This is a genomic window from Caulobacter sp. FV1ye6ST, assembly GCF_058681225.1.
The window spans coordinates 4,928,234-4,942,261 of record NZ_CM178733.1 but is presented as its reverse complement, the minus strand read 5'-3'; the positions used below and the strand labels follow the sequence as shown (position 1 = coordinate 4,942,261).

Below are 14,028 nucleotides of genomic sequence, written 5' to 3'. Positions count from 1 at the left end.
TCGAGGGGGAGCTCATGACCAAGGATCGCATCGTTCTGCTCGACTCGCTGAGAGGTCTCGGCGTGCTGGGCATCCTGCTGTGCAACATGCCGGACTTCGCGGTGGCCCCGCCGCTGTCGGAGTCGGTGGTGAACTGGCCGCACGGGACAGGACCGGCCACGCTGGGCGTCTGGGCCGTCACCCAGTGGCTGTTCCAGCGCAAGTTCGTCACCCTGTTCGCCATGCTGTTCGGCGTCTCGATCTTCCTCGTCGGCGGCGAGCGGTCGGACGCCGAGCGTGGCGCGATCCTGAGGAAGCGCCTGGCCTGGATGGTCGTCTTCGGCCTGCTGCACGGCTTCGCCATCTGGTTCGGCGATGTGCTGTTGAGCTATGCCCTGGCCGGTTTCGCGGTGCTGCTGACGCGATCCTGGGCGCCGAGGAAGCTGATCCGCGTCGGGGTGACCATCTGGGTGGTGTTCTCGCTGCTGATGGTCGCCGGCATGACCGCCGCCATCGTGTTCCAGCACGATGCGGCCCAGGCCACGCTGGAGACCGCCAAGGCCGTCGCCAAGTCCAGGGCCGCCGAGCTCCAATATGGCGGGACCTTCGCGCAGTCGTTGATCCAGAACGCCAAGGACCGGTTGGGCTATCTGGCCGGCGAACCGTTCGTGTTCGTCATGACCTCGGCCCTGATGATGATCGGCCTGGGCTGCTTCAAGCTGGGCGTGCTGACCGGCGAGGCGAGCAAGCGGACCTATGTGACCCTGGTCGCCGTGGGCCTGACCGCCTCGGCGGTGGTCGGCGCCATGGTGGTCGCCCAGCTTCTGCTGGGCCTGCCCAGGCCGCTGTCGATGATCTTCCAGGCCGTGCAGTGGATGACCGCGCCGCTGACGACCCTGGCCTATGTCGGCCTGATGGTCTTCGCCGCGCGGTCGAAGGGCGCGTGGAGCGCGATCCCCAAGGCCCTGGCGCCGGTCGGCCAGATGGCGTTCACCAACTATCTGACCCAGTCCTTGATCATGACCTCCATCTTCTACGGGGGCCGGGGCCTGGCCCTGCACGGCAAGGTCGACCGGCCTGTGCTGGCGGCCCTGACCATCCTGACCTGGATCTTCCAGATCCTGTGGTCGCGCTGGTGGATGGACCGGTTCGAGATGGGGCCGCTGGAGTGGGTCTGGCGGCGTCTCTATCGCGGTCCGACCCGCCTGCGTCGGCCCAAGCTGGCGGCCCAGCCGGTCTAGCCGCAGGCCGTCAGCGCCCTGGTGAAATAGGTCTGCGTCTCCTGGAAGAGGTCGGGCCGGTAGCGGGCCCGGGGATCATTGGCCTTGTCGTCGTCGAAAGCGTGGGTGGCGTCGTCGAACATGACGCGATCCACGCTGAGGCCGTCCTGAGCCAGGCGATCCAGCGCCCGGGCCGGCAGCTTCCAGCCGACCACGGCGTCCTTGCCGGCCAGCACCGACCAGACCGGCGGCGCGCCCCAAGGAGCCCAAGAGTCTCCCCAGCCGCGCCGTGAGGTCAGGGAGGGGTAGCCGGCGTAGGGATAGACCAGCAGCGCACCCCGCACCCGCTGGCGCAGCCGCAGCGGATCGGCGTCGGCCAGCTTCGTCGCCCGCGCCGCGTTGTCGCCGATCGCGTAGCTGTCCATGATCGTCCAGCCGCCATGGCTCCAGCCGGCCAGGAAGACGTGCTCCGGTTCGGCCCAGGCTTGGGTCTCCAGCCAGGCCAGCATGGCGAAGACGTCGGCCGCGCGGGTGATGCCGCGCAGCGCCACGCCGGTGCAGACGAACAGCTTGGCGTCCAGCGAGGACATGCCGCGCGGCTTCAAGCTGTCGACCACCACGGCCGCCCAGCCCGCCGCCACGGCGGCCCGGGCATAGGCCTCGAGGAACGGCGTCTTGCCGCCGCAGCCGTGCAGGATCAGCGCCACCGGAAACGGTCCCGGACCCGCGGGCTTGAACACCCGCGAGTGCTTGGCGACCTTCTCGCCCCAGGCGGCGCTGTCCATGTTCACCTCAGAAGGGAATCAGTGGCGGAACACTCGCACACCCGTGAAGGCCATGGTGAGGCCAAGCTTGTCGGCCGCCTCGATGACCTCCGGATCGCGCATCGAGCCGCCCGGCTGGATGATCGCCGTCGCCCCGGCCTCGGCCGCCTGGATCAGGCCGTCGGCGAACGGGAAGAAGGCTTCCGAGGCGCAGGCGCAGCCCGAGAGGTCCAGGCCGAAGTCGGCCGCCCGCAGCGCCGCGATGCGGGCCGAGTCCTTGCGGTTCATCTGGCCGGCGCCGACGCCCAGGGTCTGGCCGGCGCGGGCATAGACGATGGCGTTGGACTTGACGTGCTTGCCGACCGTGAAGGCGAACAGCATGTCGCGGATCTCGTCCTCGGTGGGCTGACGCTTCGTGACGATCTTCAGATCCGAGGCCTTGATCCGCGCGTCATCCCGCGACTGCACCAGGAAGCCGCCGGCCACGCTCTTGAAGGTGTCGCCGGTCGACAGCGGGTCGGGCAGGCCGCCGGTGACCAGCAGGCGCAGGTTCTTCTTGGCCGCGAACACCGCGATGGCGTCGTCGTCGGCTTCCGGGGCGATCACCACCTCGGTGAAGATCTCGACCATGGCCTCGGCCGCCTCGCGGGTCAGGCGCGAGTTCACCGCCACGATGCCGCCGAAGGCCGAGGTCGGGTCGCAGGCCAGGGCCCGCTCATAGGCCTCGCGTTGGCTGCCGCCGACCGCCACGCCGCACGGGTTGGCGTGCTTGATGATCGCCACGGCCGGACCCTGGGCCGGGTCGAACTCGGCGATCAGCTCGAAGGCCGCGTCGGTGTCGTTGATGTTGTTGTAGGAAAGTTCCTTGCCCTGCAGCTGGGTCGCCGTGGCCACCCCGACGCGCGGGTTCGGGAAGGCGTAGAAGGCCGCCTTCTGGTGCGGGTTCTCGCCATAGCGCATGGTCTGGCGCAGCTCGCCGGCGATCGCCTTGCGGGCCGGGAAGTCCTGGCCCAGGGCGGCCGCGAACCAGGCCGAGATCGCCGCGTCATAGGCCGCCGTGCGGGCATAGGCGCGGGCCGCCAGCCGCTGGCGCAGCGCCAGCGTCGTCCCGCCGGCCTTCAGGGCCTCCAGCACTTCGGCCAGGTCCGCCGGGTCGGTGCAGACGGCGACATAGCCGTGGTTCTTGGCCGCCGAGCGGATCATGGCCGGACCACCGATGTCGATGTTCTCGACGCACTCGGCATAGCTGCCGCCCTTGGCGACGGTCGCCTCGAACGGATAGAGGTTCACATACAGGATATCGATGCCGCCGATGCCGTGGTCGGCCATGGCTTGCGCATGTTCGGGCGCATCCCGAACGCCGAGAAGCCCGCCATGCACCACCGGGTGCAGGGTCTTGACCCGGCCGTCCATCATTTCGGGGAAGCCCGTCAGGTCCGAGACGTCCTTGACCGGGATCCCGGCCGCGGCGATCGCGGCCTTGGTGCCGCCGGTCGAGACCAGCTCGACGCCGGCGGCGTGCAGCACCTGGGCGGCCTCGACCAGGCCGGTCTTGTCGGAGACCGACAGCAGGGCGCGCTTGGGGGCGACGAGATCGGGGGCGGACGGATAATCGGGCGCTGCGGGCACGGCGGACTCCTCTGGTGGGGTTCAGAAATTGGAGCCCAGGCGCGCGGCTTATGAGGTTCGAGCTCCCCGGTGGTTTCCCACCTTCAACGCCAGTCACGCGAACGCGCGGAAAATACGGGGGCGGGCGGGGGAGTCAATGCGTGGCGCTGACCCCCTCCACCGGCTTCGCCGGTCCCCCTCCCCCAACAGGGGGAGGAGAGAAGAGGACGCAGCTCTCTTCTCCGCCCCGCTTGGGGGCGGACAGACCTGCGTGAGCAGGTCAGGTGGGGGCCTGTGCTGAGCCGGCACGGCTTGGCGACTTCACGCGGCGCAGGCCGCTGAAGACACATGGGGAGGCGACGGAGCGGCCGGGCGAACCCGGGGACCGTTTGGTTTGTTTGTGTTTCGGCTCGCAGACCGCTCCGCCAGGCTGTTCTTGCCCGTGAGGATGGGGGGCGTGAGCGTCTTTCAGCTCGGGACCCCACTAGCCCCCGGACGGGCGCGGACCAAGTCGATCGGCTACATCCGTCTCGACCCCGACGATCCACGATAGGCGGCTTGTACGATCACCGCCCTGTCGCTCCGCTGATGGCCTTGATCCCGGACGGCGCCGTCACCCGCGTGCGCTCCTAAAGAGTAAGCGACGTGGCGTGACGACACCGCCGGGAACCGCCAGCGGCCCCGCTCAACCTACCCCCGCCGCCGTTTTGGGCCGGATCCAAACGCCCTCCCCCGCGACGGGGATAGCTCTGAGTATCGCGGCGGATTCAACGCCGATGATGCAGGGGCGCGAAAAAGTTGGAAGGGATTGATTTCGTGGGGTTCTGTCGCGCGAACGCCGGGGATAGAGGGCGCTCAATCCCCATAGGCTCACCGCCCCTTCCACCGTCATTCCCGCCCTTGTGGCGGGAACCCCTGGTTCAGCTGACACGTGAGACGCCTTGGCGGGCCGGCCCGCCACACCTCCGCACCTGCGGCGGACAGAGGGGTTCCCGCCACAAGGGCGGGAATGACGGGATGTTTTTAGGCTCAGTGAAAAGCCCTTCCGCCCCGGAAGAGCGCCCCCCTTACATCTCACGGCGAGACGATCGCAGGGCTGTCCAGGTCACTCAAGGACCGCTCTCCGAGCGGCCGCGCGCGGCGGCGAAGCCGTCCTTGACTGACCTGGACAGCCCTGCACGCTGCAGCCTCCAAGAGATTTAAGGCGGGCTCCGCCCGTGGGGCGGTCGAAGCTTAGTCGCCGTGAACAAACGGCATGGCGACGTTCGCAACCCAACGGTTGGGGTGCCAGCCTATCTTAAGGTTGCGATCTATGTGTCCTTCCAACGAGTCAACGACGACTTCCTTTGCGGCGTTAATCGCTGTTTGCTCTAGCGCTCCCGCCCCTACCGATGCGAGGGCTCCACCGACGACCATATCGGCCGCTGTTGAAAATATAAATTTTGCAAACTTATACACTGGTGAAGAGGTTTTTCCTCCGCAGACATTGTAGATTTATAATATTCAGTACAAAGATCTGATGACGGTGGTTTTGATCTTAGAAATGACTGAAATTTTATGCTGTCATAATTTTCAAGTATATCAAGAAGTTGCCCCATGTCGCGTTGCCCGCTCCGGATAACATCTCCAAAGCTTCCATATTTAAGAACGGAGGTCTGAAAGGCCTCTATCGATCTTTTTGGATGATCTGTTCTCCTTATTATGGAATCTATTTTATAAGACAGGGCCCTGGAATATCTCGGCTCTATCCATAGATCTGTCAGGCCGTCGGACGATCGAACTAGATCAATGTTATTTGAATGTATGTTTGCAATAATGTTGGACATATTTCTAGGGATGCCAAACTCAGAAAGTTCTTCAATATTCAAATCAGTATCGATATATATTTCATCATTTTTTCCGAATTTTACGTCAAATTTTGTGCAAGACGTTTTGTTGTCGTATTCCTGCAAAGATGCGTTTACCGCATCTAGTGCTCTATCTCCGGAAATTTCTTTCATTGTATATTTGTGAGCTAATGAAATTGCGTTGTCGAAATTCATTAAATCGATTAGACGATTAGCGATATGTCTATTATTTCTGGTTATTCCGAACCATTTTAAAAAATTTAAAGTGATCTCCTCTTGAGGAGTCGTGTATCGAGCATATTCCGCCGCATACGGGCGAGTTCCAGCGCGGCTAATGATTTTTACTTCGAAGAACGAATTTTTCCCCTCGCGGTGTTCAGTAACTCCGAACATTCCTCGCGAATAGTTTGCAACCAATCTATTAGATTCAAGCGCACGGAATAAATTGTCTAGGCCAAAGTCAGAAATAAATTGGCGTAAACTATCGGATTTCAACTGAATGTGGGTCGTGCCATAGTAGGCCATGGCGTCCGCAATTTCGCCAACGTCTAAGACGTCTCTACTGATTGAAACACGATCAAACATGACCTTGCACCATAGCATCCGCTTTAAAAGGGCAGTGACCTAACGGTCAGGGAAAATGTCTTCGCGAATAGCCGCCTCGGGCTGACTCTCTCGTTCGCTAACCCCCAACCCGCTCCCGCACCGCCCGAAACACCATCGCCATCTCGATATGCGTGTGCACGTACCCCCGCTCGAACAGGTACGTCAGCATCCGGTCGTAGGCGTCGTCATAGTCCCCCGACGCCACGCTCCCGGGCTCCCGCGCCTCCCGCTCCAGCACCGCCAGGATCTCCGGCGCGTCCGCCGTCAGGGCGTCAAAAACCTCGGACACCTCGTCGGCCGTATAGTCTGGCACGTGCCGCGCCCGGCCAGGGTCCAGCGGCGGCCTGCGATCGAAGCCCATCGGCCCTACCCCTCCGCCCGGGTCAGTTTCCAGCGGATCTTGGCCCCGACTTCCGGGCGCACCTGGCTCTTCAGCACGATCTGGCCGGCCTTGCGGGCCAGGCCGTGGTCGAAGTGGGCGGTGGGGGCGATCTCGACGTCGACGGCGTCGTTGCGCAGCCACCAGCCGATGTTGCTGGGCCCCCGGATCAGCACGCTCTTGCCGTCGCGGGCGATCGAGGCGCGGGCCTCCGGGTGCAGGTGGAAGCGCACCGCGAACGGCAGGTAGCGGCGCGGGCCATTGGGGTCGGCGGGGCCGGCGAAGGGGGTCAGGCTGTCCTCGCCGCGCAGCTCGTCATTGACCGCGTCGAGGAACAGGCGACGGGCGTGCTGCAGGCCCACATGGCGCCAGCCGTCGTGGACGATGTCCAGCCACACCCCGCCGACGTCGTCGTGGCGCTTGGCCTCGACCTGCAGGGCGCCGTCGACCAGCCAGGGCCCCAGGGCCTTGGCGCGGAAGCCCGACAGCGGCCGGCCGGCCGAGCCGTCGCCGACCGAGACGGTGGAGGCCGCGTCGGACAGGCGGAAGGCGTTGGCGCCGGTGGCCTCGGGGCTCCAGCCGCAGCTGGTGATCAGGCGGTCCTTGGCGCAGACGATCTCGACGGCGGCCGGCTGGGCGCAGGCCGCGACGCTCAGGGGTCCGGCCGGGGGCGGGCCGCAGTCGGCGATCAGCTCGATGCCGCCGCCGATCATCTTGTGATAGCCGCTGTGCGGCGCGGCGTTCAGCGGGCGCGGGCCGGCGTCGTCATGGGCCAGGGCGGCGGCGATGCGCGGCTGGGCGATCGCCTCGCCGCCATGGAAGGCCGCCAGGTGGCCGTCGCCCAGGGTGAAGAACCGCGCGGCGCTGGACAGGCGGTCGATGGCTCGCGACAGGGCCTCGGGGCTGGGCCGGCCGCGTTGGCCCAGGGCGTCGTCCAGGGTCAAGAGGTCGAAGAGGAGCTCGACGCCGGCCTCGGGCGAGCGCGTGGCGTGGCCGCCGTCGGCCAGCACCATTCGGTCGAGGTGGCGCAGCAGGGCCTTCAGGCCCTTGTCGATCAGCCGCTCGCCCGGCTTGCCGGCCAGGACGCAGCCGGCCAGGGTGGCGACGGCGGCGCGCTCCAGGATGCGGGCGGGGGCGGCGGTGATCTCGACCAGGTGGCGGGCCTGGCGGGCGAGGTCGCGGGTCAGGTCGGCGATCTCGGCGTCGCTGCCCTCGGTGGCCAGGGTCTTGGCGGCGCAGGCCAGGTGGAAGACCCGGCGCTCCAGGCACTCAGGGCTCCACGAGAAGGCGTTCCACTTGCCGAACACCCGCCGCCAGTCGTCGATCAGCCGCAGGGATCGGCGGGCGCCGTCCGAGCCGGCGGCGGCCAGGTCCGGCAGCCAGTCGAACCGGTGCAGGCTGATGGCGAAGCGGCGCGAGGGGCTGGCGGTGTCGAACGGGTCGCCGTCCGGACCCAGGCGCAGCGATCCGCCGTCCAGGGTCAGGGTTCCGGCCAGGATCTTCTTGCCATGCTCGGGATCGACCGGACGCGGCTCGTGCGGACGGGCGGCCAGGCCTTCAGGGCGGGGGAAGGCGATCAGCAGGCGGTGCGGGCCCGAGCCGTACCACTCGCGGGCGACATGGCCGGCCAGCTCGGCGCCGATGGCCTTCCACAGGACGCCGCCGCCGCGCGGAAGCGCGGGTGATTTCGAGCCGCTGGCGGAACGCTTGACGGCCATCGTGTGGGGTCAGCCGCCCTTCAGCGCGCGGATGTTGTCGGCATAGGCGGCGGGACCGCCCTTGAACACCGCCGAGCCGGCGACAAGGGCTGTAGCGCCGGCCGCGACGCATTGCGGGGCGGTCGCCGGGGTCACGCCGCCGTCGACCTCAATGATGATGTCCAGGCCGGCCTTGTCCACGAGCTTGCGCAGGGCCTCGACCTTGCGCAGCTGGCCGGGGATGAAGCTCTGGCCGCCGAAGCCGGGATTGACCGACATGACCAGCAGCAGGTCGACGTCCTCCAGGATCCACTCGACGTGGTCCAGGCCGGTCGACGGGTTGAACACCACCCCGGCCTTGGCCCCCAGCTCGCGGATGCGCTTGAGCGAGCGGTGCAGGTGCGGCCCGGCTTCCGGGTGGATGCTGATCAGGTCCGCGCCCGCGGCGCGAAACGCCTCCAGGTAAGGATCCGCCGGGCTGATCATCAGGTGCGCGTCGAACGGGATCTTGGCGTGCGGCCGGATGGCTTTGACGATGTCGGGGCCGAGCGTGATGTTGGGCACGAAATGGCCGTCCATCACGTCGACATGGACCCAGTCGGCGCCGGCCGCCTCGATGGCGGCGACTTCCTCGCCCAGCTTGGCGAAGTCGGAGGCGAGGATGGAGGGGGCGATAAGCGGCGCGGTCATGGTCCTGGGATAACCGCGTCCGCCGCTTCTGTCAGCTATTTCGCTTTGCGAAAGCGTGCCGCGAAGAAGCCGTCCTGGCCGCCGTCGCGGTGATGCGGCAGCAGGCGAAGGGTCCCGCGCGCGGTCAGGCTGGCCTCGGGAGACCCGCCTTCGCCGGCGGTGATCGGCTCCAGCGCCATGTCCTCGCGGCGCGCCAGGAAGGCCTCGACCTGGGCCTCGCCCTCTTCGGGCTCCAGCGAGCAGACGGTGTAGACCAGGCGCCCGCCGGGCTTGAGGCGATCGGCGGCGCTGTCGAGGATCCTGGCCTGCACGCCGGCCAGGCTGGCGACGTCGCTGGGGCGGGCGGCCCACAGCACGTCCGGATGGCGGCGGAACGTGCCGGTGGCGCTGCACGGAGCGTCCAGCAGGATGGCGTCGAAGGTGCGCGCGTCCTCCCAGACGGCCGCGTCGGCGGCGACGATCTCGGCGGTCAGGCCCATGCGCTCGAGGTTCTCGGCAACACGCTTGAGCCTCGCGGCCGAACGGTCCAGGGCCACGACGCTGGCGCCGGCCGCGGCCAGCTGCAGGGTCTTGCCGCCGGGCGCGGCGCAGAGGTCGAGCACCTGCTCGCCGGCCTTGACGTCCAGCAGGCGCGCGGGAACGGCGGCGGCGGCGTCCTGCACCCACCAGGTCCCGTCCTCGAAGTTCGGCCAGGCGGCGACATCGCCCTTGCGGCGCACGCGCAGGGTGCCGCCGTCGAGGATCTCGGCCTCCAGGGCCTCGGCCAGGACGGCCGCGTCGGCGGATGGCTTCAGGGAGAGGTCGGTGGCCGGCTCAAGGGCGATCTGGCCGGCGATCTCGCGGGCCGTGGCCTCGCCGAACGCGGCGACCCAGCGCGAATAGAGCCAGGGCGGGGCCAGCAGCGTCGGATCGTTGGTCGGCGGCGGATCGCGCAGCAGGCCGCGCAGCACGGCGTTGACCAGGCCCTTGAACGGGCGGCTGGCCTTGTTGGCGCCCGCCAGTTCCACCGAGGTGGCGACGGCGGCGAAGGCCGGAACCTCCAGATAGAAGGCCTGGGCGGCGCCGAGGCGAAGCAGGTGCATGACCCGATCCGGCGGGGCCTTCTGCAGCTTGGCGGCCAGGGCGCGGTCGATGGGGCCCAGGTGGCGCAGCACGGCCATGGCCAGGGCGCGCGCGAAGGCCCGCTCACGCGGCTCCAGGAAGCGGAAACCGTTGGCGGAGGCGGCTTCATCGATGCCGCCGCGGCGCGAGAGGGCCGCGTCGATCAGGGTCAGGGCGGCTTCCCGGGCGGGGAGGCCGTCGTTCAGTTCTTGAGTCACCGCCCCGCCGTGCCCCAAAGGCGAGGGCGAGCGCAAGCGTCTTGCGGAAAAATCGCGCGGCGAGACGGACGAAAAATGCTAGAATCCGCTCATGTCCGAGCCCTCCGACGCGTCCCCATCGCCTGAAATCGCCGCTTCCGACCTCCCTGGCGAAGTCCCCGGCGCCGCGCCGGGCAAGGCTCTGAGCCCCGCCGCCCGCCGCGCGCTGGAAGAGGCCGCCGCCCGCCGCGCCGCTGAAGAGGCCGCCGCCCTGCCGCTGGAAAAGGGCGGCCGCGAAGGCCCCGAGCCGACCCGCTTCGGCGACTGGGAGAAGAAGGGCGTGGCGGTCGACTTCTGAGACTGTCAGGCTCCTCCGAAACAAAGGGAGCGAAAGTCTTGGAAGACCTTGCTGAACGCCGCATCCAGGTGGTGCGCGACCACATGGCGTTGGAGTGTGTCCACGACTGGGACGCGGTGATCGCCACCTTCGAGCATCCCCGCTACGAAATGTATGGCGGCGGCGCGGTGTTCGATGGCGAGGCCGCCGTGCGCGGCTATTTCGCCGCCTCGCGCACGCCGTTCCCGGACCAGGGCAACGAGGTCATCGCCATCGCCCACGCCGGCGACACGGTGCTGGTCGAGTTCTGGCTGACCGGCACGCATCTGGGGCCGCTGAAGATCCCCGGCCGCACGGTGGAGCCGACCGGCAAGGCCTTCCGCATCCGCATGGCCGCCAGTTTCGAGTTCGCGCCCGGCGCCGACAAGATCATCTGCGAGCGGCCCTACTACGACCAGTTCGCGGTGCTGCGGGCGCTGGAGCTGGGGTGAGGGCGGGGGGGGGAGCTGCGACTTAAGGTTTCATTGAGCGCCGTCCTCGCATACCAAGACAAGGTCGCTCAATTCGTCGGACGGGACGCACGACATGGAATGGCTGGTGATCCTGGCCCTGGGCGCCTGGATCTATCGACAGGGCCAGAAGCTCCGGGCGCTCGAGCGACGGCTGGACGCCGCCGACTCGGCGCGGCGCATGGCCCGCGAGCCTGCCCCGCCACCCCCGGACACCTCGGTGATCGCCGAGCTGATGGCGGCGCGTCCGCCTTCGCTTGAGCCGGAAGTCGTCCCAGAGCCTGTCCAGCCCAGCGCTCCCGCGCCCGAGCCCGAGGCGACCTACCGCGTTCCGTCTCCGCTGGCTCCACCGCCGCCCCGGTTCAACCGCGAGTCGGTCTCGACGTGGCTGTCCGAGAACGGCCTGGCCTGGATCGGCGGTGGCGGTCTGGCGCTGGGCGGCCTGCTGCTGGTGGCCTACGCCGCCCAGCGCGGGCTGTTCATTCCCGAATTCCGTATCGCCCTGGCCGTGATCCTGGGCGCGGCGATGCTGGGCGCCAGCGAATGGATCCTGCGCCAGACGCCGTCGATCGCCGGCGGTCGCCACCTGCTGGCCGCCGCCGTCTCGGCCGGGGCCGGGGCGGTCACCCTGTATGGCGCGGTCTGCGCGGCCCATGGGCTCTACCACCTGATCCCGCTGAGCGTGGCCGCGATCCTGGCCGCCGGCGTCTCCCTGGGCCTGTTGAGTTTGTCGTTGCGACACGGCGAGCCCCTGGCCCTGGTGGCCCTTGTCGGCGCCGTGGCGACGCCCGCCTTCACCGGTCTGCCGCACTGGTCGCCGCTGGCCCTGACGGCCTATGCGGTGCTGATCGGCGCGACGGGGTTCTCGATCTCGGCCCTGCGGCGCTGGGGCAAGGCGGGCGGCGCGACGATCGTCGGCCTGCTGCTGCTGAGCGGCGTTCCGATCGACCAACATCGCACCGTCGCGGCGGTGATCATCCAGATCCTGGCCGCCGGCGGGCCCTTCGTCGCGACGCTGTGGCGACGCCGCTTCCGTCGCGACGACGCGGGGGATCCCGCCGGAAGCGACTTCCAAGGTCTGCCCGCCCTGGCGCTGGTGCTGGCCAGCCTGGCGTCGTTCGGCCTCTGGTTCTCGGCTCCCATCGGGACGGGACACCTGCCGATCGCCATCCTGATGTCGGGGTTTCTGATCGTCCTGGCGGCGGCTCTGGCGATCCGCAACATGATCCGCCCGGGCCTGTTCGCGTTGCCCGTCGCCATGGCGATCCTCTGTCAGCTTCTGGCCATGGCCATCGCCGTGCGCGCGCCCGCCTTTGCCGCGCAGCTGCCGTGGCAGCACGCCCTGACCGCCCTGATCCCGGCGGTCGCGCTCTGGCTGGCGCTAAGCCGCCCCGCCATCGAGCGCACCCGCGTCCTGGCCATCGGCGGGATCGGCGTGGCGATCCTGGCCAGCCTGACCTGGCCGATCCTGCACGCGGCGAAGATCGACTTCGGCTGGGCTCCGGCCGCGATCCTGGCGGTGGCCCTGTTCGGCGCCGCGGTTCTGATCGCGCGCCGGGTGGAACAGGCCTCGACGGATCGAGGCCTGGCGCTGTGGCTGGCGGCGGCCGCCGAGATGGCCTTCCTTGCCGTGCACGCCGCCGTCGCGCTGCGGGTGGAGCCCGCCGCCTTCGGCCTGGCCGCTCTCGCCCTCGCCGTCGCCGCCTGGCGTCTGCCCTGGCGAGGCCTGGCCCCCGCCAGCGTGGTGGGCGGCCTGATCGCGCTCATCGCCATGCTGCAACCGAACTTCATCGGCCCTGCCCTGGACGGGCGCCTGCCGCCGGCGACGCTGCTGACCGTCAGCGTCGTGGCCGCCGGCTTGCTGGCGGTCTCTTCCGCCATGATCTGGAAGGGCGGCGGCGAGGCCGTCCGCAACGAGGTCGAGGCCCAGCGCGCGACCGGTCTGCTGATGCTGCTGTTGGCGTTGTTCGCGGCCTTGCATGTGGTTCTGTCGGGTCCGCGCGCCGAAGGTCTCAACGGTCTGCTGGAAGCCTCGTTGCGCACCCTGATGCTGTTGAGCACGGGCCTGCTGCTGGCGCTGCGCCAGCGCCCTGACGATGGTCCGATCACGCGCTGGCGCACGGTGATCGTGGTGAGCCTGGGCGTCGCGCATGGGGTCCTGCTGCAAGGCCTGGTCTGGAACCCCTGGTGGGGCGAGGGCGAGCCCCCCGCCGGGCCGCCAGTGCTGAACACCCTGATCCTGTCCTACCTGGCGCCGGCCGGCCTGCTGGCGGCCATCGCCTGGCGACGCAAGCCGGCGGAGGATCGCTGGACCAAGAGCTGGGTCCTGGCCATTCCGCTCTTCGCCCTCCTGTGGGCCGTGCTGGCGCTGCGCCACCTGTTCCACGGCGCGGCGATGGATCCCGCGCCGATCGGTCGGGCCGAGGGGACGGCCTATGCCATCCTCGCCCTGCTCGCCGCCCGTCAACTGAGCGCGCCCAGCCTGGCCGGACGCGCCGGAGCCGCCTGGCTCGCCCGGATCGGGCCGGTCTTCGGCTGGCTGGCGCTAATCGTCGCCGGTCTTGTGTTCGGCGTCCGCGCCAGTCCCTGGTGGGGGCCGATGAGCCAGCCGCTGGCGCCGGCCAGCGCGGCGTTGCTGTTGTTTGGCCTCTACGGCCTGGGCGCGGTGGCGATGCTGAGCCTTAGGCGCGCGGACCGACCGTTTGACAGGACCGCCCTGGCGATGGCGGTCGGCACGCTGCTAGTGCTGCTGACCCTGCTGATCCGCTATGCCTTCCACGGCGGCGACCTGCGCGCGGCCACCGGCAACGCGGGCCTGGAGACCTGGACCTTTTCGGCGCTCTGGGCGGTGTTCGGCCTGGCGGTGCTGGGACTGGGCGCGGCGCGCAAGGATGGCGTCCTGCGCTGGGCGGGCCTGGCGGTGCTGCTGTTCACGGCGGCCAAGGTGGTGTTGTTCGATCTGGCGCGACTGGAAGGCGTCACCCGCGCGGCCTCGTTCTTGGCCGTCGGCGCGCTGTTCATCGGCGGCGCCCTGCTGGCCCGCCGCCTGAACGCGCGGCGTCGTCCGGCGGAGGATCTCGAGGCCTAGACGCGC

General features: G+C 68.6%; 11 protein-coding genes and 1 riboswitch. Of the genes, 4 read left to right on the top strand and 7 right to left on the bottom strand.

From position 1 onward, the window contains the following. Window positions 1–14: 14 nt before the first annotated feature. On the top strand, window positions 15–1,220 hold the full coding sequence (locus ACW175_RS23490; protein ID WP_492102319.1) for a DUF418 domain-containing protein: 1,206 nt from the start codon (window positions 15–17) through the stop codon (window positions 1,218–1,220). Here the strand turns inward: ACW175_RS23490 and ACW175_RS23485 are convergent. The 7 genes from ACW175_RS23485 to ACW175_RS23455 all read right to left on the bottom strand — a co-directional run bounded on the left by ACW175_RS23485 (window position 1,217) and on the right by ACW175_RS23455 (window position 10,109). Further along, window positions 1,217–1,990 carry a dienelactone hydrolase family protein gene (locus ACW175_RS23485; RefSeq protein WP_492102318.1) on the bottom strand — a complete coding sequence of 258 codons (774 nt, stop codon included), beginning with the start codon at window positions 1,988–1,990 and terminating at the stop codon, window positions 1,217–1,219. The genes ACW175_RS23490 and ACW175_RS23485 overlap by 4 nt on opposite strands. A gap of 12 nt (window positions 1,991–2,002) precedes the next feature. Further along, entirely contained in the window at window positions 2,003–3,592 is a 1,590-nt protein-coding gene (purH, locus tag ACW175_RS23480; protein WP_492102317.1) for a bifunctional phosphoribosylaminoimidazolecarboxamide formyltransferase/IMP cyclohydrolase, read from the bottom strand. Window positions 3,593–3,618: 26 nt separating this feature from the next. After that, window positions 3,619–3,699: riboswitch (ZMP/ZTP riboswitch) on the bottom strand. A 1,257-nt stretch (window positions 3,700–4,956) separates the two neighbouring features. Then, window positions 4,957–6,003 (bottom strand): hypothetical protein, encoded by a 1,047-nt coding sequence (locus ACW175_RS23475; protein WP_492102316.1) that lies wholly within the window; start codon window positions 6,001–6,003, stop codon window positions 4,957–4,959. Window positions 6,004–6,100: 97 nt separating this feature from the next. Further along, window positions 6,101–6,385: a hypothetical protein gene (locus tag ACW175_RS23470; protein WP_492102315.1), complete on the bottom strand. Its 285-nt coding sequence runs from the start codon at window positions 6,383–6,385 to the stop codon at window positions 6,101–6,103. A 5-nt stretch (window positions 6,386–6,390) separates the two neighbouring features. Further along, a complete protein-coding gene (locus tag ACW175_RS23465; RefSeq protein WP_492102314.1) occupies window positions 6,391–8,121 on the bottom strand; it encodes a heparinase II/III family protein in 1,731 nt (576 codons plus the stop codon). Window positions 8,122–8,130: 9 nt separating this feature from the next. Continuing rightward, complete coding sequence (gene rpe, locus ACW175_RS23460; protein WP_492102313.1) at window positions 8,131–8,790, bottom strand: ribulose-phosphate 3-epimerase; 660 nt, start codon at window positions 8,788–8,790, stop codon at window positions 8,131–8,133. Window positions 8,791–8,825: 35 nt separating this feature from the next. Further along, window positions 8,826–10,109, bottom strand: a complete 1,284-nt coding sequence (locus tag ACW175_RS23455; RefSeq protein WP_492102312.1) for an RsmB/NOP family class I SAM-dependent RNA methyltransferase — start codon at window positions 10,107–10,109, stop codon at window positions 8,826–8,828. Between the two features lie 91 nt (window positions 10,110–10,200). Here ACW175_RS23455 and ACW175_RS23450 point away from each other — a divergent pair, with 91 nt between their 5' ends. The 3 genes from ACW175_RS23450 to ACW175_RS23440 all read left to right on the top strand — a co-directional run bounded on the left by ACW175_RS23450 (window position 10,201) and on the right by ACW175_RS23440 (window position 14,022). Beyond that, on the top strand, window positions 10,201–10,446 hold the full coding sequence (locus tag ACW175_RS23450; RefSeq protein WP_492102311.1) for a DUF1674 domain-containing protein: 246 nt from the start codon (window positions 10,201–10,203) through the stop codon (window positions 10,444–10,446). 38 nt (window positions 10,447–10,484) lie between these two features. Next, window positions 10,485–10,916, top strand: a complete 432-nt coding sequence (locus tag ACW175_RS23445) for an ester cyclase (RefSeq protein WP_492102310.1) — start codon at window positions 10,485–10,487, stop codon at window positions 10,914–10,916. A 94-nt stretch (window positions 10,917–11,010) separates the two neighbouring features. Next, window positions 11,011–14,022, top strand: a complete 3,012-nt coding sequence (locus ACW175_RS23440; RefSeq protein WP_492102309.1) for a DUF2339 domain-containing protein — start codon at window positions 11,011–11,013, stop codon at window positions 14,020–14,022. The last annotated feature ends 6 nt before the right edge of the window (window positions 14,023–14,028 follow it).